21 protein-coding genes and 1 pseudogene are annotated in these 17928 nt (G+C 71.0%); 13 read left to right on the forward strand and 9 right to left on the reverse strand.

The features are described from left to right. Positions 1-30: 30 nt before the first annotated feature. Positions 31-1026: an aldo/keto reductase gene (locus H0S67_RS05795; RefSeq protein ID WP_180935799.1), complete on the reverse strand. Its 996-nt coding sequence runs from the start codon at positions 1024-1026 to the stop codon at positions 31-33. A 141-nt stretch (positions 1027-1167) separates the two neighbouring features. Between H0S67_RS05795 and H0S67_RS05800 the strand changes: the two genes are divergently transcribed. After that, positions 1168-1641 carry a DUF7144 family membrane protein gene (locus H0S67_RS05800; RefSeq protein ID WP_219635503.1) on the forward strand — a complete coding sequence of 158 codons (474 nt, stop codon included), beginning with the start codon at positions 1168-1170 and terminating at the stop codon, positions 1639-1641. 28 nt (positions 1642-1669) lie between these two features. After that, complete coding sequence (locus tag H0S67_RS05805) at positions 1670-2299, forward strand: YrhK family protein (RefSeq protein WP_219635504.1); 630 nt, start codon at positions 1670-1672, stop codon at positions 2297-2299. On the opposite strand, the gene H0S67_RS05810 is transcribed toward H0S67_RS05805, so the two are convergent. From H0S67_RS05810 to H0S67_RS05825, 5 genes are all read right to left on the reverse strand, one after another. After that, positions 2232-2585: a DUF1622 domain-containing protein gene (locus H0S67_RS05810; protein WP_219635505.1), complete on the reverse strand. Its 354-nt coding sequence runs from the start codon at positions 2583-2585 to the stop codon at positions 2232-2234. The genes H0S67_RS05805 and H0S67_RS05810 overlap by 68 nt on opposite strands. Before the next feature lie 6 nt (positions 2586-2591). Continuing rightward, positions 2592-3983, reverse strand: coding sequence for a glutamate decarboxylase (gene gad / locus H0S67_RS05815; protein WP_180935801.1), 1392 nt, complete (start codon positions 3981-3983; stop codon positions 2592-2594). A gap of 113 nt (positions 3984-4096) precedes the next feature. Next, entirely contained in the window at positions 4097-4462 is a 366-nt protein-coding gene (locus tag H0S67_RS24575; RefSeq protein WP_246355168.1) for a hypothetical protein, read from the reverse strand. 65 nt (positions 4463-4527) lie between these two features. Beyond that, a complete protein-coding gene (locus H0S67_RS24580; protein ID WP_246355169.1) occupies positions 4528-4893 on the reverse strand; it encodes an NAD-dependent epimerase/dehydratase family protein in 366 nt (121 codons plus the stop codon). Beyond that, on the reverse strand, positions 4893-5705 hold the full coding sequence (locus H0S67_RS05825; RefSeq protein ID WP_180935802.1) for a purine-nucleoside phosphorylase: 813 nt from the start codon (positions 5703-5705) through the stop codon (positions 4893-4895). Before H0S67_RS05825 ends, H0S67_RS24580 begins: the two co-directional genes overlap by 1 nt. A 94-nt stretch (positions 5706-5799) precedes the next feature. Between H0S67_RS05825 and H0S67_RS05830 the strand changes: the two genes are divergently transcribed. Further along, entirely contained in the window at positions 5800-6189 is a 390-nt protein-coding gene (locus H0S67_RS05830) for a VOC family protein (protein WP_180935803.1), read from the forward strand. A 44-nt stretch (positions 6190-6233) separates the two neighbouring features. On the opposite strand, the gene H0S67_RS05835 is transcribed toward H0S67_RS05830, so the two are convergent. Then, entirely contained in the window at positions 6234-6731 is a 498-nt protein-coding gene (locus H0S67_RS05835) for a hypothetical protein (protein WP_180935804.1), read from the reverse strand. A gap of 182 nt (positions 6732-6913) precedes the next feature. On the opposite strand from H0S67_RS05835, the gene H0S67_RS05840 reads away from it, so the two are divergent. From H0S67_RS05840 to H0S67_RS05850, 3 genes are read left to right on the forward strand one after another with little or no spacing between them, the layout of a single operon-like run. After that, complete coding sequence (locus H0S67_RS05840; RefSeq protein ID WP_180935805.1) at positions 6914-7606, forward strand: histidine kinase; 693 nt, start codon at positions 6914-6916, stop codon at positions 7604-7606. Continuing rightward, positions 7606-8046: a sensor histidine kinase gene (locus H0S67_RS05845; protein WP_180935806.1), complete on the forward strand. Its 441-nt coding sequence runs from the start codon at positions 7606-7608 to the stop codon at positions 8044-8046. The genes H0S67_RS05840 and H0S67_RS05845 overlap by 1 nt, the downstream gene beginning before the upstream one ends. Next, complete coding sequence (locus H0S67_RS05850; protein ID WP_180935807.1) at positions 8021-8689, forward strand: response regulator; 669 nt, start codon at positions 8021-8023, stop codon at positions 8687-8689. Before H0S67_RS05845 ends, H0S67_RS05850 begins: the two co-directional genes overlap by 26 nt. A gap of 18 nt (positions 8690-8707) precedes the next feature. Here H0S67_RS05850 and H0S67_RS05855 read toward each other — a convergent pair whose 3' ends face one another. Continuing rightward, positions 8708-9160 (reverse strand): gamma-glutamylcyclotransferase, encoded by a 453-nt coding sequence (locus H0S67_RS05855; protein ID WP_180935808.1) that lies wholly within the window; start codon positions 9158-9160, stop codon positions 8708-8710. Between the two features lie 59 nt (positions 9161-9219). Here H0S67_RS05855 and lpdA point away from each other — a divergent pair, with 59 nt between their 5' ends. The 6 genes and pseudogenes from lpdA (at position 9220) to H0S67_RS05885 (ending at position 16301) form a co-directional block, all read left to right on the forward strand. Beyond that, positions 9220-10617: a dihydrolipoyl dehydrogenase gene (gene lpdA, locus H0S67_RS05860; RefSeq protein ID WP_180935809.1), complete on the forward strand. Its 1398-nt coding sequence runs from the start codon at positions 9220-9222 to the stop codon at positions 10615-10617. 128 nt (positions 10618-10745) lie between these two features. After that, a pseudogene (locus tag H0S67_RS05865) lies at positions 10746-12139 on the forward strand (NAD(P)H-quinone dehydrogenase). A 97-nt stretch (positions 12140-12236) separates the two neighbouring features. Continuing rightward, positions 12237-13418: a SpoIID/LytB domain-containing protein gene (locus H0S67_RS05870; protein ID WP_180935810.1), complete on the forward strand. Its 1182-nt coding sequence runs from the start codon at positions 12237-12239 to the stop codon at positions 13416-13418. 99 nt (positions 13419-13517) lie between these two features. Continuing rightward, positions 13518-13880 (forward strand): YciI family protein, encoded by a 363-nt coding sequence (locus H0S67_RS05875; protein ID WP_180935811.1) that lies wholly within the window; start codon positions 13518-13520, stop codon positions 13878-13880. A 41-nt stretch (positions 13881-13921) separates the two neighbouring features. After that, positions 13922-15133, forward strand: coding sequence for an RNA polymerase sigma factor (locus H0S67_RS05880; RefSeq protein ID WP_180935812.1), 1212 nt, complete (start codon positions 13922-13924; stop codon positions 15131-15133). Between the two features lie 409 nt (positions 15134-15542). After that, the gene (locus H0S67_RS05885) at positions 15543-16301 is read left to right on the forward strand and encodes an MBL fold metallo-hydrolase (protein WP_180935813.1); all 759 of its coding nucleotides are present in this window, start codon (positions 15543-15545) and stop codon (positions 16299-16301) included. Positions 16302-16310: 9 nt separating this feature from the next. On the opposite strand, the gene H0S67_RS05890 is transcribed toward H0S67_RS05885, so the two are convergent. Then, positions 16311-16979, reverse strand: a complete 669-nt coding sequence (locus H0S67_RS05890; protein ID WP_180935814.1) for a Type 1 glutamine amidotransferase-like domain-containing protein — start codon at positions 16977-16979, stop codon at positions 16311-16313. Positions 16980-17220: 241 nt separating this feature from the next. Here H0S67_RS05890 and H0S67_RS05895 point away from each other — a divergent pair, with 241 nt between their 5' ends. Continuing rightward, a complete protein-coding gene (locus H0S67_RS05895; RefSeq protein ID WP_246355170.1) occupies positions 17221-17871 on the forward strand; it encodes a class I SAM-dependent methyltransferase in 651 nt (216 codons plus the stop codon). Positions 17872-17928 lie beyond the last annotated feature (57 nt).

A 17928-nucleotide genomic window follows, 5' to 3' on the forward strand; every position in this document is an offset into this window, starting at 1 on the left:
GGGTCCTGGGTCACCCTGCCACGACCCGCGTCAGGCGTCGATCGAGCTCATGTCGCCATAGCGGTCGCCCGCGACGGCGCCGCGGGGGACCGCCTTCTCCAGGGCCACCAGGTCGTCCTCGTCCAGATCGACCGAGGCGGCCCCGACGTTCTCCTCGAGGTACTTCACCCGCTTGGTCCCGGGGAACGGGGCCACGTCGTCCCCCTGGGCGAGCACCCACGCCAGCGCCAGCTGGCCGGGCGTGCAGCCCTTCTGCTCGGCGATCCCGCGGATCTCGGCGACCAGCGCCAGGTTGGCGTCGAGGTTGTCTCCCGAGAAACGGGGGAAGTACGGCGAGCGCCGCGAGTCGTTGTCCTCGAGGGTCCCCGCGTCGGTGATCGCGCCGGTGAGGATGCCGCGGCCCAGCGGGGAGTAGGGAACCAGGCCGATGCCGAGCTCGCGCAGGACCGGGAGGATCTCGTCCTCGAGGTCCCGGGTGAACAGCGAGTACTCCGTCTGCAGCGCGGTGATCGGGTGGGTCGCGTGCGCCTTGCGGATGTTGGCGGCGGAGGCCTCGGAGAGCCCGAGGTGGCGGACCTTGCCCGCCTCGACGAGCTCGGCCATGGCACCGACGGTCTCCTCGATCGGCACGCTCCGGTCGACCCGGTGCTGGTAGTAGAGGTCGATGTGGTCGACGCCGAGACGCTGCAGGGAGGCGTCGCAGGCGGAGCGCACGTACTCCGGCCGGCCGTTGATGCCGACCCGGCTCCCGTCGGGCCGCCGCTCGTTGCCGAACTTGGTCGCGAGCTGGACCTCGTCGCGGCGGCCGGCGATCGCCTTGCCGACGAGCTGCTCGTTGGTGAAGGGGCCGTACATGTCGGCGGTGTCGAGGAACGTCACGCCCAGGTCGAGGGCGCGGTTGATGGTCTCGATGCCCTGCTGCTCGTCACCGGTCCCGTAGAACTCGGACATGCCCATGCAGCCGAGGCCCAGGGTGGAGACGGTGAGCGGGGAGGTGGTCCCGAGGGTGCGCTGCTGAAGTGTCATGCCCCGAGTCAACGCGACGAAGCAGTCTTTTCAAGGGCGGGGGCAGCCCTGGCACCGGCGATCACCCGCGGGGGATGAGGCAACCAGCCCGGAACCAGGACGACGCTGGAGTCCTCACATCGAGCGAAAGAGGAGCTCCTCATGGCAGAAACGAGCACGGGTGCGTCCACGCACAAGGCGCAGCCGGCGACGCAGAGCTGGAACGGGGTGCCCGCCGAGCCGGAGCAGACCGGCTGGATGGGCTGGATCCTGTTCGCGGCCACCATGATGCTGATGCTCGGCATCTTCCACGCCATCCAGGGGCTCGTGGCGCTCTTCCAGGACGAGTACTACCTGGTGGGCAAGAACGGGCTCACGGTGCACGTCGACTACACCACCTGGGGCTGGGTGCACCTGATCCTCGGCATCCTCGTGGCGGGTGCGGGAGCCGGGCTGCTGGCCGGACAGATGTGGGCGCGGATCGTCGGCGTCCTCGTGTGCCTGGCGAGCTCGGTGGTCAACATCGCGTTCCTGGCGGCGTACCCGATCTGGTCGCTGATCATGATCGCGGTCGACATCCTGGTGATCTGGGCGATCACCGTGCACGGCCGCGAGATGAAGGCCAACCGGGCCTGACCCGCAGGTGAGGCCTTCCACGACCTGGGTGGCGGCTCTCTTCGCGGCCGGCTCGACCTGCTTCCTCGTCGCCCCGTTCCCGGGCTTCGTGGAGCTGGTCGGGCAGCAGGCGGACGCCGGGGTCTTCTTCGTGGGGTCGCTGCTGTTCACCTCGGCGGCGACCCTCCAGTGGCTGCCGGTCCACCAGCCGCGCGCCACCGTCTGGTGGAGCAACAGCTGGCAGCTGGTCGGCACCGTCTTCTTCAACGCCACCACCTTCCGGGCCCTCAGCACGGCCACGGACTCCGCCGACTACAACCAGGTCGTGTGGCGGCCGGACGCGTTGGGGTCCGCGTGCTTCCTGGTCTCGGGGTTCCTGGCGTACGCCGTGGCGGCCGGCTCCTGGCGACGCCGTCCACCACGCACCGACGACGGCCGCATCGCCGCGGTGAACCTGGCCGGCTGTGTGGCGTTCGGGGTCTCGGCTGCGGCGGCGTACGTCGTCCCGTCGACGTCGGAGGCGCTGGACGCCCGGCTGGCGAACACGACGACCGCGCTGGGCGCCCTGTGCTTCCTGGTCGGCGCGCTGCTCCTGCTCCGGGGGCAGCGGCTCAGTCGGGCCGGACGCGGCGCCGCCAGGGGAAGGTTCCCTCGATCTCGGTCTCGAGGGAGAAGCTGAGGAAGGTCCGGATCAGCACGATCAGGCCGAGGACCCCGACGTTCTCGAGCGTGGGGTCCACCGCCACCGTGCTCACCAGGTCCGCCGCGACCAGGATCTCCACGGCGATCAGCAGGCCGCCGCCGAAGTTCTGGCGCAGGGCGCGGGCAGCGAGCTGGTTGTCCCGGGAGGCTCGCCAGGTGCTCACGGCGCTGACGACCGCGATCACGAAGGCGATCGTGAGCACGGCCATGGCCGTGAGCTCGAACGCTCGTCCGACGGCGCGTGCCACGTCGTCGAAGGTCATCGGGAGTCAGTGGTGGAAGCCGTCGGGGTGCTCCTCGCGGGGCATCGGCGAGGCGAGGTCGTCGAGGTAGTCGACGGCCGTCCGCAGGTCGGCGAGGAAGAGCTCGGCCATGTCGTGGCTGAAGCCGTTGCGCACCACGATCCTCAGCACGGCGAGGTCCTCGCGCTTGGGCGGCATCGTGTACGCCGGGACCAGCCAGCCGCGCTCGCGCAGCTTGCGGGAGACGTCGTAGACGTCGTACTTCGTGACCCCGTTGCCCATCGAGAAGGTCACCACGGGCAGGTCGCTCCCGTCGGAGATGACGTGGAACTCCGGCATCGCCCGCAGCGTGTCGGCGATGTGGTGGGCCACGTCCTGGCAGGTCTGCTGGACCAGCCGGAAGCCCTCCCGCCCCAGGCGCAGGAACTGGAAGTACTGCAGCACGACCTGGGCACCGGGGCGGGAGAAGTTCAGGGCGAAGGTGGGCATGTCGCCACCGAGGTAGTTCACGTGGAAGACCAGGTCCTCGGGCAGGTACGTCGCGTCGCGCCAGAGCACCCACCCGATCCCGGGGTAGACCAGGCCGAACTTGTGGCCCGAGGTCTGGATGGAGACCACCCGCTCGAGACGGAAGTCCCAGAGCAGGTCCGGTTGCAGGAACGGGGCGATGAAGCCGCCCGACGCGGCGTCCACGTGCACGGGCACGTTGACACCGGAGTCCGCCTGGTAGCGGTCGAGGGCCGCGCAGATCTCCTGCACCGGCTCGTAGGTGCCGTCCATGGTCGACCCGAGGACGGCGACGACGCCGATGGTGTTCTCGTCCACGTGGTCGAGCAGGCGGTCGGCGGTCAGGTGGAAGACGTCGCCCTCCAGCGGGACGTAGCGCGGCTCCACCTCCCAGTAGTTGGCGAACTTCTCCCAGACCACCTGGACGTTGCCGCCCATCACGATGTTGGGCTTGTCGGCGGGCAGCCCGGCGGCGCGGCGGGCGGTCTGCCAGCGGCGCTTGAGCGCGAGCCCGCCGAGCATGCAGCCCTCGGAGCTGCCGGTCGTCGACGTGCCAACGCTGTCGGCCGCGTGCGGCGCGTGCCACAGGTCACCGAGCATGCGCACGCAGCGGGACTCGATCTCCGCGGTCTGCGGGTACTCGTCCTTGTCGATCATGTTCTTGGCGAAGGTCGCCGCGTAGAGGCGGTCCGCCTCGTCGTCCATCCAGGTGGTCACGAAGGTCGCGAGGTTGAAGCGCGCGTTCCCGTCGAGCATGACCTCGTCGAGCACGATCTGGTACGCCGTCTGCGGCAGCATCTCCTGGTCGGGGATCTTGTGCCGCGGCACCTCCACCATGCCCGACCTCGTGAACCGGGGCATCAGGCCCAGGTCAGGCTCCTCGGGCGACTTGCGGCTCTTCCACACTCCCATGACGTGCTCCTCCGATGGACGACCCGTCCATCCTCGGCACCCGCCCGCGGGCACGTCGTCGTCCGTCGTGGATGACCTAGCGGGACCGCCACGGCCCCGGGGAGGGGACGGCGTCAGGCCCGGTCGAGCGCCGAGCGGTAGAACTCCTCGGTGGCGAACGGCCCGCCGACGTGGGCGGCCTCGGCGTCGTCGGCATCGCGTCGGTCGATGCGGTCGGCGAACTCCTCCGCGTCGTCCTGCGGGTCGTAGCCCAGGGCCCGGCCGGCCTCGAGGTCCCACCAGCCACGGGTGTTGGCGGAGATGCCGTAGAGCGCGGCGAAGCCGGGCGCCGGGGTCGTAAGTGACGCCTCGACCATTCGCACGCAGTCGTCGTGCGAGAGCCACGTGCTCAGGTGGCGGACGGTTTCCGGCTCAGGGAGGAAGGAGCCGATCCGGCAGGCCACGGCGTCGAGGCCGTAGCGGTCGGCGTACAGGCTCATCACGGCCTCGGCCGCTACCTTGCCGACGCCGTAGAACGTGTCGGGCCGCGGACGGGTGGTCGTGGTCAGCAGGTCGGGCGCGGGGTGCGCCCGACCGCGTGGTTGGAGGAGGCGTAGACCAGGCGGCGCACGTCGTGCTCGACCATGGCGTCGAGCAGCGCCGCGGTCGTGACCACGTGGGAGGTCAGCGAGTCCGGCAGGCTGCCCTCGCCGGGGTACCCGGCGAGGTGGACCACGGCGTCGAGCCGCTCCTCGGCGAAGACCGCGGCGACCGCGTCGGGGTCTGCGGCGTCCACGAGGTGCCAGGGACCGTCGTTGCCGTCCGGGGCGGGCACCCGGTCCAGGCCGACGACCTCGTGGCCGCGGTCGACGAGGCCGGGGGTGAGGACCCGACCGATGCTGCCGGCTGCGCCGGTGACCAGGACGCGCATCAGATCCTCGGCACGATCCGGCCGAGCAGGTCGCCCATGCGCGAGGCCGCGGCGCGTCCGGCCTCGAGGACCTCTGCGTGGTTGAGCGGCTCGCCGCTGATCCCGGCGGCCAGGTTGGTGACCAGGCTGATGCCGAGGACCTCCATGCCGGCCTCACGGGCGGCGATGGCCTCGAGCGTGGTGCTCATGCCCGCGAGGTGGCCGCCGATGGCGCGGACCATGCCGATCTCGGCAGGCGTCTCGTAGTGAGGGCCGGGGAACTGGACGTAGACCCCCTCGTCGAGGGACGGGTCGACCTCGCGGCACAGCGTGCGCAGCCGGCTGGAGTAGAGGTCGGTGAGGTCGACGAAGTTGGCGCCCTCGATCGGGCTCCTGCCGGTGAGGTTGATGTGGTCGCTGATCAGGACCGGGGTGCCGGGCGTCCAGGTCTCCTTGAGCCCGCCGCAGCCGTTGGTCAGCACGATCGTGCGGCAGCCGGCCGCGGCTGCGGTGCGGACGCCGTGGACGACCGCGCGCACGCCCTTGCCCTCGTAGTAGTGGGTGCGGCTGAGGAAGACCAGGAGGTTCCTGTCGCCGGCGCGGACCGAGCGGATCTTCCCGGAGTGCCCCGCGACCGCTGCGGCCGAGAAGCCGGGCAGGTCGGTGGTGTCGATCTCGGCGGTGGCCTCGCCCAGCGCGTCGACGGCCGGAAGCCAGCCGGAGCCCAGGACCAGGGCGACGTCGTGGTGGGGGACGCCGGTGAGCTCGGCGAGACGGTCGGCGGCCGCCTTGGCCTCTTGCTGCGGGGTCTGCTCGGTCGTGGTGTCGGTCACGGTGGGCGACTCTAGTGCCGAGCGCGGACCGGTCAGAAACTGCGGACCGAATGGCCGTGGCCGGTTGTCGGTGCCCGCGGGCAGGATGCGGCGCATGATCGATCACTTCGGCATCAACTGCTCCGACCTCGCCCGCTCGGCAGCGTTCTACGACTCGGTGCTCGGCACGCTCGGCCACTCCCGGCTCATGGACTTCGGGGTGGCCATCGGCTACGGCACCGCCGGACCGGCGTTCTGGATCAGCGAGCAGCCTGCCGAGGGCCCGGCCTCGGGTCCCAACCGCGAGGTCCACATCGCCTTCGCCGCTCCCGACGCCGCGACCGTGCGGGCGTTCTTCGAGGCAGCCACCTCGCTGGGGGCCGAGGTCCTGCACGAGCCACGGCTCTGGCCGGAGTACCACGAGCACTACTACGGCGCCTTCGTGCGCGACCCGGACGGCAACAACGTGGAAGCCGTCTGCCACACGGCCCAGCCCGGCGACTGAGCCGGTCCGGGCGGCGCTGCCTCAGCGCACCAGCTCGAGCCTCATCACCTCGACCTTGCGCTTGCTGTCCGAGCGCAGCAGCGTGAGCTGGCCGCCGACACCGACGTAGCGGCCGGTGCCACCGTCACGGTGGCGGCGTTGGGGCTGTCGGTGTGCCGGATGCTCCCGTCGAGGTCGATGTGCCCACCTGCCAGGCGGAGCGTGGACTGACTGCTCACCGTGCCGCCGTGGCGGGCGGACACGATCATCTCCACTCCGTCGCCGCTGCCGATGCGCTCACCCGTCGCGTTGTCGAGGATCGGCAGGTCGGTGCCGAGGAAGAGATCGCCCGGTCCCTGGCCCTTGCTACCCGTGTCGATGAACTGCTGGTGGCCGCCCTGCCAGGGGAAGGCAAGGATCATGGTCTGGGCCGCGGGAGAGGAGTCGGTCCCGTGGTCGATGGTCGTCGCGGCGATGGGGGAACCGGCGAGGAGGCTGCTGAAACCCAGCCCTGTGCCCAGCGTGGCAACCCCAAGTCCGATCGTGATGGCGCGTGTCTTCATGGCCCTCTCCCTGATCCGGGCCACCCGGCTGGTGGCCGTGTCGGCAACGTAGGAGCGGGCGGGGCCGATGTCGTCGAGCCGTGGGATGAACCTCGGGCTCAGACCGGTGGTGGACAGAGGGGGTCTCGGAATCCACCTGTGAGGGGAGTCCCGAGCGGCTGCCGCGGGTCTAGCCTGCGGGCATGGGAGTGCTTCCCACCCGCAACGACCTGCTGCTGAGCCTCGGCTTCATGCTCCTCGCCCTGGCGGAGGTCTGGCTGACGCCGCCCCTGGGGCTCTCCGTCGAGCAGCGTTGGGTCGAGTCCCTGGCGCTCGTCCTCGTCTCCCTCTGCTTCGCGTTCCGTCGGGTGCGGCCGACCGCCGCCGCAGTGACGGTGCTGGCGTTGCTCGCCGGTGTCAGCGTCACCCTGACCGACAGCCGCGGGTGGGACATCGCGGTCGTCATGCTGGCGATGTACTCCGCGGCCCGGCACGCGGGACGCGTCGGCGCGTGGTCCGTGCTCGGTGCGGGAGCGGCGTACGGAGTCCTGGTCACTGCACTCGAGGGCTACGAAGGGTTCTGGAACTCGGTCGGGAACTTCCTGTTCTACCTCGTGCTCATGGTCCTCACCCCGTGGGCCGCGGGGCTGGCGCTCCGGCGTCGTCAGGAGCTCAGCCGCGACGACGCGGACCGGGCCGTGGAGGAGGAGCGGACCCGGATCGCCCGGGAGCTCCACGACGTGGTGGGCCACGCGCTGGGCGTGATCGTCGTGCAGGCCGAAGGTGAGCGCGCTGCGCTTCCTGCTGACGCCCCCGAGTCGACCCGCGAGGCGCTGGCCAACATCGCGGGTGCGCTCGCGACGCCCTGTCCGACGTACGTCGTCTCCTGGTCGTGATGCGCACCGACAACGCCCTCGGTCCTCAGCCCGGGCTCGGGGACGTGCCGCGACTGCTGGAAGGGATGACATCGGCCGGTCTCCCGGCCGAGCTCGTCGTGGAGGGCGAGGTCCGGAAGCTGCCTCCGGGCGTGGACCTGTCGGCCTACCGGGTCATCCAGGAGGCCCTCACCAACAGTCTTCGACACTCGCGAGACGCCCGAGCCGCGGTCGTGCTGCGCTATCTCCCCGACGCGATCGACATCGTCGTCACCGACGACGGCCGAGCCGTGCCCAGCGGTGACGCGCGGGGCTTCGGGCTGCTGGGCATGCGTGAGCGTGTCGCGCTCTTCGGAGGGAGCTTCGAGGCCGGCCCGCGGGCCGGGGGCGGCTTCGGTGTCCACGTGACCCTGCCCCGAGGGGAAGGTGCCGGCGATGCCGCTGCGCGTGCTCGTGTGTGACGACCAGGCGCTGGTGCGCGCGGGCTTCGCGAAGCTCCTCGAGGCCACCGACGGGTTCGAGGTGGTGGGTGGGGCGTCGAATGGTGCCGAGGCGGTCGACCAAGCCCGCCGGCTGCTGCCGGACGTGGTGCTCATGGACGTCCGGATGCCCGTCCTCGACGGGATCTCCGCCACCTCACGGATCGTGGCCGCGCACGACAGCAGGGTGCGCGTGCTGGTGCTGACGACCTTCGGCACCGACGACTACGTCGCGGACGCGCTGCGCGCGGGCGCCAGTGGCTTCCTGCTCAAGGACGCTCCCCCCGACAAGCTGGTGGAAGCGGTCCGGGTGGTCGCCCGGGGAGACGCGCTGCTCGACCCGTCCGTGACCCGGAACGTGATCGCCGCGGCGGTCCGCCGCGGGGGCAGGAACCGGGCGTCACGGGTGCTCCTGCGTGGCCTGACCCAGCGCGAGACCGAGACGCTCCAGCTGCTCGCCCGGGGGCTCACCAACGCGGAGATCGCCGATCGGCTCGTCGTCGGCGAGGCCACCGTGAAGACCCACGTGGGCCACCTGTTCACGAAGCTCGACGTCCGGGACCGGGTCCAGGCGGTGATCTTCGCCTACGAGAGCGGCCTGGTGAGCGTCACCGAGGGCGACTGACCCGCACCTCGCTGCGGGTCAGAGACCCGTCGACCGGCAGGGACGCCGGCGCAGCGCCGCGACGTAGTCGGCCGGGGCGTCGGCGGCCTCGGCGGCGTCGGCCAGCACTCCGAGGTACGACGCGGAGGGCAGCCCGCCCTCGTAGGCGTCGAGGACGTAGGTCCAGACCACGATCTCACCGGTCATCGTGGAGACCCGGACCTTCGTCTTGCGGTAGAGCCCCAGGTCGGCGGCCTCCCAGCCGTCCAGCGCCGACTCGTCCTCGCGGGTCACGTCGTAGACCGCCACGAAGACCTGGTCGAAGGGATCCTGGACGATCGTGGACAGGGCGCCGTCCCAGCCGTGCTCCTCACCGCCGAAGGTGAGCCGCCAGCCCTCGAGCCAGCCGGTGGTGCGCATCGGGGAGTGTGGGCAGCGCTCGCCCATGCGGGCGGGATCGAGGTTCGTCCCGTAGGCGGCGTACAGCGTCACGAACGGCAGATTAGTCCCTGCCTTGGTCGCGCGCGGGACCAACTCATAGGCTGGCCGCCGTGACCCACTTCAACGTTCTCGTCCTTGGTGCCGGCCCCGGTGGTTACGTGGCGGCCATTCGCGCAGCCCAGCTCGGCCAGTCCGTGGCCGTCATCGAGGACAAGTACTGGGGCGGAGTCTGCCTCAACGTCGGCTGCATCCCCTCCAAGGCGCTGCTCCGCAACGCCGAGCTGGCCCACGTGCTGACGCACGAGAAGGACAAGTTCGGCATCGAGGGCGACGCCACCATGGCCTTCGGCCCGACGCACAAGCGCAGCCGCCAGGTGTCCGCCGGGATCGTCAAGGGCGTCCACTTCCTGATGAAGAAGAACAAGATCACCGAGATCGACGGGTGGGGCACCCTGACCGGCCCCAAGTCGGTCGACGTCAAGGGCAAGGACGGCAGCACCACGTCGTACACCTGCGACAACCTGATCATCGCTGCCGGTGCGAAGGTCCGCATGCTGCCCGGCATGAGCGCCAGCAAGAACGTCGTGACCTACGAGGAGCAGATCCTCGACGAGAACCTCCCCGGCTCCGTGATCATCGGCGGCTCCGGTGCGATCGGTGTCGAGTTCGCCTACGTGATGAAGAACTTCGGCGTCGACGTGACGATCGTGGAGTTCCTCGACCGCATGGTGCCCACCGAGGACGCCGACGTGTCCAAGGAGCTGCTCAAGCACTACAAGAAGCTCGGCGTGAAGGTCCTGCTCTCGACCAAGGTCGACTCGGTCGAGGACACCGGCTCGGGCGTCAAGGTGACCGTCAGCCCCGCCGGCGGTGGCGACTCGCAGGTCCTCGAGGCCGACAAGATGCTGGCGGCCTTCGGGTTCGCCCCGCGGGTCGAGGGCTACGGCCTGGACGCGGCCGGCGTCGAGGTCACCGAGCGTGGCGCGATCAAGGTCGACGGCCGCGGTCGCACCAACGTCGAGAACGTCTACGCGATCGGCGACGTGACGGGGAAGATGATGCTCGCCCACGCCGCCGAGGCGATGGGCATCGTCGCCGCCGAGACCATCGCGGGCGCGGAGACGCAGGAGATCAACTTCGACATGATCCCGCGGGCGACCTACTGCCAGCCGCAGATCGGCTCGTTCGGCTACTCCGAGGAGCAGGCGAAGGAGAAGGGGTACGACGTCAAGACCGCGACGTTCCCGTTCTCGGCCAACGGCAAGGCCCAGGGCCTCGGCGAGGCGGTCGGCTTCGTCAAGATCGTGGCCGACGCGGAGCACAACGAGTTCCTCGGCGCCCACATGATCGGCCCGGACGTCACCGAGCAGCTGCCGGCGCTGACCCTGGCCCAGCAGTGGGACCTGACCGCGGACGAGGTGGCCCGCAACATCTTCGCCCACCCGACGCTGTCGGAGGCCGTCAAGGAGGCCGTCCACGGCATCGCCGGCCACATGATCAACTTCTGAGACGAGCAGCCGTGCGCGAGGAACGAGCGCGCGGCGTGGGCTCGGCCAGGTCGAGCAGTCGGCGCGGCTGAGGAACGAAGCCGCGGGTCCGACGTGTCGAGACCCGGTGACACGAGAGGAATGGCTGCATGACTGACCACGTCGTCATCATCGGCGGTGGCCCGGGCGGCTACGAGGCGGCGCACGTGGCCGCCCAGCTCGGGGCCGACGTCACCGTCGTCGACACCGACGGCATCGGCGGCTCGGCGGTCCTGACCGACTGCGTGCCGAGCAAGACGCTGATCGCGACGGCCGAGGTGATGAGCGAGCTGGCCGGTGCGGCTGAGCTCGGGGTGAACTTCCAGGACCTGGAGGGCGACGCCGCGACGACGATCCGGGTCGACCTGGAGCGCGTCAACGCCCGCGTCAAGCAGCTCGCCTCGGACCAGTCCAGCGACATCGCCCGCCGGCTCATCCGCGACGGCGTCAAGATCGTGCAGGGCCGCGGCCGGCTCGACGGCACGGGCCGGGTGGTGGTCACCGGGACCGACGGCGGCGAGCAGGTGCTCGAGGCCGACGCGGTGCTGCTCGCGACCGGCGCCGCGCCCCGCACCCTGCCGACCGCGCAGCCCGACGGCGAGCGGATCCTGACCTGGGAGCAGGTCTACGACCTCACCGAGAAGCCGTCCGAGCTGATCGTGGTCGGCTCCGGGTGACCGGCGCGGAGTTCGCCAGCGCCTACCTGAACCTCGGGATCCCGGTCACGCTGGTCTCCTCGCGCGACCGGGTGCTGCCCGGCGAGGACGCCGACGCCGCCGCGGTGCTCGAGGAGGTCCTGACCCGGCGCGGCATGAACGTGCTGTCGAAGTCGCGCATGGAGTCGGTGACCCGGTCCGGCGACACCGTGACCGTGACGCTGACCGACGGCCGGACCGTCGAGGGTTCGCACTGCATCCTCGCGCTCGGGTCGGTGCCCAACACCGACGACATGGGCCTGCAGGAGGCGGGCGTCGTACTCGACGACGGTGGCTTCATCGAGGTCGATCGGGTCTCGCGCACCTCCGCCCGAGGCGTGTACGCCGCCGGCGACTGCACCGGCGTCCTGATGCTCGCCTCGGTGGCGGCGATGCAGGGCCGGATCGCGATGTGGCACTTCCTCGGTGACACCGTGCACCCGCTGGACCTGAAGAAGGTCTCCTCCAACGTCTTCACCGCGCCTGAGATCGCCACCGTCGGCTGGTCCCAGAAGTCGGTCGACAACGGCGAGATGCAGGCGGAAGTCGTGATGCTCCCGCTGTCGGGCAATCCGCGCGCCAAGATGCAGGGCGTGCACGACGGCTTCGTGAAGCTCTTCTGCCGCCCCGGCACCGGCATCGTCGTCGGGGGCGTGGTGGTCGGCCCGCGGGCCAGCGAGCTCATCCACCCGGTGTCGATCGCGGTGGCGGAGTCGCTGACCGCCGACCAGCTCGCGCAGGCCTTCACCGTCTACCCGTCGATGAGCGGGTCCATCGCCGAGGCGGCGCGCAGGCTGCACCGGGTCTGACCGGCCCCCGACAGCGCGTCCTGGTTGCGGCCCCGGGTTCCGCCGTGGTCGGATCGGGGCCCGGCGACCGCGCCGGGGGAGATCTCGGGGGAGACCGATGAAGCGCAGCAGCACCGTCCTGGCCCTGGCCGCCACCGTCGCCGCCACACTCGTGGGCTCCTCGCCCGCATCGGCCGACACGCCGTACACCGTGCCGACCCCGGCCACCATCACCATCACGGGCGATGGCTACGGCCACGGCAAGGGCATGTCGCAGTACGGCGCGTACGGCGCCGCGCGCCAAGGGCTGACCTTCAAGCAGATCGTGTCGTTCTACTACCCCGGCACCGCGCTGGGCGAGACGGGCGGCCAGGTCAAGGTGCTGATCAGCGCCGACGACGACCGGGACCTGGTGGTCGATGCCGCCCGCGGTCTGACCGTGCGCGCGCTGGCCTCGGGCAGGTCCTGGAAGCCCGACGTCCCACGGGCCTCGCGGTGGCGGATCCTGCCCTCCGGCTCCCGCACCCAGATCTCCTACCGGACCTCGGGCTGGCACTCCGGGCGCACCGTGCGCGGTGATGTCCAGCTCTCCGCCGGCAGCCGCCCGCTCACGCTGCGCACGCCCGACGGGCCGGTCGCCTACCGCGGGGCGCTGCGCTCGACGTTCCACAAGGACACCCGGGTGACCGTCAACGTGGTGCCGATGGAGAGCTACGTGCGCGGCGTGGTGCCCAGCGAGATGTACGCCTCCTGGCCGCAGCAGGCGCTGCGCGCGCAGGCCGTGGCGTCGCGGACCTACGCGGCCTACGAGCGGGAGCACACCAGCAACACCGCCTACGACCTCTGTGACACCGCGGCCTGCCAGGCCTACGGCGGCTACACCGGCGAGGCGGCCAGCTCCGACGACGCCGTGGCGGCCACGGCCCGGAGGATCGTGACCTACCAGGGCGCGACGGCCTTCGCGCAGTTCTCGGCCAGCAACGGCGGGTGGACGGTGGCCGGCCAGTTCCCCTACCTGCCGGCGCAGCAGGACCCGTACGAGGGGACGTCGAAGGACTACTACGGCTGGACGGTCACGCTGACCGACGCCGACATCGAGAAGGCGTTCAACCTCGAGAACCTCACCTCCATCGGCATCGAGACCCGCGACGGCAACGACCGCGACGACAGCCGCGACGGCCGGGTGGAGACCGTGCGGCTGGTCAGCTCGGGCGGCTTCGACGGCACCGTCTCGGGCGAGAAGTTCCGCAGCAAGTTCGGCATGAGGTCGACGCTGTTCAGCATCGACCGCGTCGAGTGAGACTGGGTGTCGTGACTGGGGTGTCGTATCTGTGCATCGTCGTTCGTGGTGGGGGTAGGAGGCGGTCGCAGCGACCGCCCGGAACAGAGGAGAAGCGTGATGACGCACTACCTGCTGAGCGTGCACGGACCCGCCGAGATGGAGGAGTTCGGCAGCTACGGCTCCAAGGAGGAGATGGAGGCGGCGTTCGCCGCGACCGGCGCCTTCAACGACAAGCTCCGCGCCGACGGCTACTGGGTCTTCGCCGGTGGGCTCCAATCGGCATCGACGGCGACCGTCGTGGACGGTCGCGGTGAGACGCCGGTGATGACCGACGGTCCCTACCTCGAGTCCAAGGAGGTCATCGGGGGCTTCTGGGTCATCGACGCCCCCGACCTCGACGTGGCGCTCAGGCTCGCGGCCGAGGGGTCGAAGGCGTGCCGGGGCAAGGTCGAGGTCCGTCCCTTCGAAGGCCTGGCCTGAGCCGGCCCGACCGGGCGCCCCGACTACGGCAGAGCAGAGCGATGGAGGACGGGACGGCGGCCGTCGAGCGGGTCTTCCGCGAGGAGTACGGCCGCCTGATCGCCTCGCTCGTCCGCCGATTCGGTGACATCGACATCGCCGAGGAGGCGGCGGGCGAGGCGCTCGTCGCAGCCCTGGAGAAGTGGCCGGAGTCCGGGGTGCCTCCCAACCCCGGCGGCTGGCTCACCACCACCGCGAGCAACCGCGCGATCGACCGGATCCGCCGCGAGCAGAAGCGCGACGCCAAGCACCAGGCGGCCCTGATGACCTACGACGACACACCCCACGAGCCCACCGGGCCGGTCGAGGACGACCGGTTGCGGCTGATCTTCACCTGCTGCCACCCGGCGCTCGCGCCCGAGGCGCGGGTCGCGCTGACCCTCCGGCTGCTCGGCGGGCTGACCGTGGCCGAGATCGCCCAGGCGTTCCTCGTGCCGGAGACGACCATGGGTCAGCGGATCACCCGGGCGAAGAAGAAGATCGCGGCGGCCAAGGTGCCCTACCGGGTGCCCGAGGCCGCCGACCTCCCGGAGCGGCTGGGCGGGGTGCTGGCGGTGCTCTTCCTCGTCTTCAACGAGGGCTACCTCGCCACCGGCGACGGCGACCCGATCCGCGCCGAGCTCACGGGCGAGGCCATCCGGTTGACCCGCATCCTGCGGCAGCTGCTGCCCGAGGAGCCGGAAGTGACCGGCCTGCTCGGGCTCGAGGTGCTCATCGAGGCCCGGCGCGACGCCCGGGTGCGGAACGGGCAGCTGGTCCGGCTCGACGAGCAGGACCGCACCGGCTGGGACCGCGTGCTGGTCGCCGAGGGCCACGACCTGGTCCGCCAGTGCCTCGCGATCAACCGCCCCGGCCGCTACCAGATCCTCGCCGCGATCAACGCCGTGCACACCGACGCCCCGACCGCGGCCGACACGGACTGGGCGCAGGTGGTCGCGCTCTACGACCAGCTGACCCGGCTCGACCCGTCGCCCATCGTCGCCCTCAACCGGGCGGTGGCGGTCGCGGAGCTGGACGGTCCCGCGGTCGGTCTCGCTCTGGTCGACCGGCTGCCCCTGACGGGCTACCACGCGTGGCACGCAGTCCGGGCCGACCTGCTCCGCAGGCTCGGCCGGAGCGCCGAGGCGAAGGAGGCGTACGACGCCGCGATCGACTCCACCCAGAACTCCGCCGAGCGCGCCTACCTGAGCAGGAAGCGCGGCGAGCTCGTCTGACCGGCCCGGCCTGGCACAACCCTCTGACGCGCTCAACGCGCAGCGGGGCCACGTCCACGACGAGACCACCTGCGCCGACGAAGCACGGTGGTCACCGGCCGGGACCTGTCGCACACCGCACAGTCCGGCCTCCCACACGTCGTCGCCTCACCATCCGTCAACAGCGTCAACGCCTCGTCGAGGAACTGGTCCACGAGCTCCGGACGAGGTCGGAGCGACCGTCGCCGACCGCCGCGTTGACCTCCCACACGTAGGCGTCGTGCAGCCTGCGAAGTCGCTCTCCATCGCCCATGACCCGCCTCCGACCGGCGAGCCCGGCTGTGGAGCCGTTCGGGTCCGCCGCCTCCAGTGCGCCGCCCGGGCCCGGATGTCCCTCGCGCAGGGCGGAGACACCTGACAGGGTGAACCGATGCTGAAGCAGGTGGCGGACGGCGTGTGGGTCCGGCAGAGCGAGTGGGTCTGGAGCAATGCCGTCGTGGTGCGCGGGGATGCGGGGCTGATCCTGGTTGATCCCGGCATCGACGGTGCCGACCTGGACCAGCTCGCCGATGACGTGGACCGGCTCGACATCCCGGTGGTTGCCGGGTTCTCCACCCATCCCCACTGGGACCACCTGCTGTGGCACTCCCGGTTCGGCGACGTGCCGCGCTACGCCACGGCCGCGGGCGCCCGTGCTGCCGGTGAAGCCCGAGAGCGCGCGCAGGAGATGGCGGCCCAGAGCGCGACGGGGATCCCTCTCGAGCTGGTCGCGCGCACCACCCCGCTGCCGGTCGGCGGCGGACCGGTGCCCGGCGAGATCGTCGAGCACGAGGCGCACGCCGTCGGCCACGCCGCGGTCCTCCTCGCGGACCGAGGTGTGCTGGTCGCCGGCGACATGCTCTCCGACGTCCTGATCCCGCTCCTCGACCCGGGCCGCCCCGGTCAGGTGAGCGCGTACCAGACGGCACTCGACCGGCTGGGCGAGGTCGCCCGGCAGGTCGATGTCCTCGTCCCCGGCCACGGCGCCGTTGCCGAGGGTCCCGAGGTGGCGGCCCGCCTCGCCTCCGATCTCGCCTACCTCGACGCGCTGCGGCGTGGAGGGGAAGCGGTCGACGCGCGTCTGGACCAGGACTGGCTGTCCGGCATCCACCAGTCGAACCTGGAGCTGGCCCGACACGCGCCCGGATGAACCTCGGCGTCAGGACAACCGCTTCCAGAGGCCCTCCGACACGATCTCGACGGTGCCATCGACCACCGTGATCGCCGTCTGGTCGTCGATGGCGTACGCCGGGCCGGAGATGCCGGCCGCCCATTGCTCAGCCTCGGCCATGGAGTTGCCCGGAAGGCCGTCCGGGGCCAGGTGCGGACAGATCGAGAAGTCGACGATGCCCAGCGTGCTGTCATCACCGGTCGCGGGTCTCCATTGGATGAAGTCCTCCCCGACCTCGGGGGTCATCACCATGCTGCCGGCGCTGAGCCCCACCCACACCATCTCGCTCAGCGTCGGTAGCAGGTCCGCGAGTCCGGACTCCCGCATCCAGTGGCAGAGATAGAGGACGTCGCCGCCGGCCACCAGCAAGACGTCCGTCTCCTTCACCAGCGGCACCCAGCGCTCTTCGTCGATGCTGGGCAGTGCAGTCAGCTCCAGCACGCCCACCGACTTCCAGCCCAGGTCGACCATCGGGTTCTCGGAGTTACCGCTGATGAACTGCCAGACCTTCTCGCCGGGGCCGACCCAGGGATGCCCGTACTGGGCGGTGGGGATGCACAGTGCGGTGGAGTCGCCGATCGGCTTGCCGAGCAGATCGACCAGCGCCTCGCGGATGGTGGGGTTCGTGACGCCCCCGGACGTGAGGAGAAGCTTCACTGTTCCTCCTGGATCGATCGCTGTGGACGGGTGTGGCATACGGACCGAGCAGCGCCCCGAGACTCATCGGTCGTCGGGGCCGGGTGCGTGTCCACGACGATAGGTTGCAGGCGTGGAACAGGGTGACCGGCCTCGACACGCCTCTTCGTTCGGCACGGCTGCGGTCGCGTACGCGGAGCATCGCCCTGACTACGCACGAGCCGCAGTTGCGTGGGCCCTGGAACCAGCGCCAGGTCCGCGGGTGCTCGACCTCGGCGCCGGGACCGGCAAGCTCACCGCCACCCTGGTCGCGGTGGGCGCCGAGGCCACGGCGGTCGAGCCGGACGCTGCGATGCTGGCCGAGCTGCGCGGATCGCTTCCGGGGGTCCGCGCCCTGTCGGGCAGCGCCGAGGCGATACCGCTGCCGGACGCGTGCGTCGACGCCGTGGTGGCCGGCAATGCCATGCACTGGTTCGACATGGATGTCGCGGGGCCCGAGATCGCGAGGGTCCTGGTGCCCGGCGGCACCCTCTCCGGTCTGTGGAACGTGATGGACGATCGGGTCGACTGGGTCGCCGCTCTCGCGCGAGTCAGCGGGAGCGAGGCCATCGGTCCGCGTGACACGCCAGCCGGGTGGCGCGCCGAGACGGCGACCGCACACCTTCCCACGGCTGCTGCGGCCGCTCGGTTCGGTTCACCGGAGCAGAGGGAGTTCCCGCACGGGCAACGGCGCACGGCCGACTCTCTCGTGGCAACGCTCGCCACCAGGGCGGGGATGCTGGTCATGCCGGAACGGGAACGGCTGACCCGGCTCCGCCGGGTCAGGGCCTTCCTCGGGAGCAGGCCGGAGACCGCCGAGGGCGAGTTCGTCCTCCCCATGCGGACCTGCGTCCTGCGGGTCCGGCGGCTGTGAGGACCCCCAGCCGAAGCGCGTGACCGGCAAGCGAAAATGACTGGTCCTGAGGCCTTG

It is taken from the genome of Nocardioides ungokensis (assembly GCF_013466985.1).
GTDB classification, from domain to species: domain Bacteria; phylum Actinomycetota; class Actinomycetes; order Propionibacteriales; family Nocardioidaceae; genus Nocardioides; species Nocardioides ungokensis.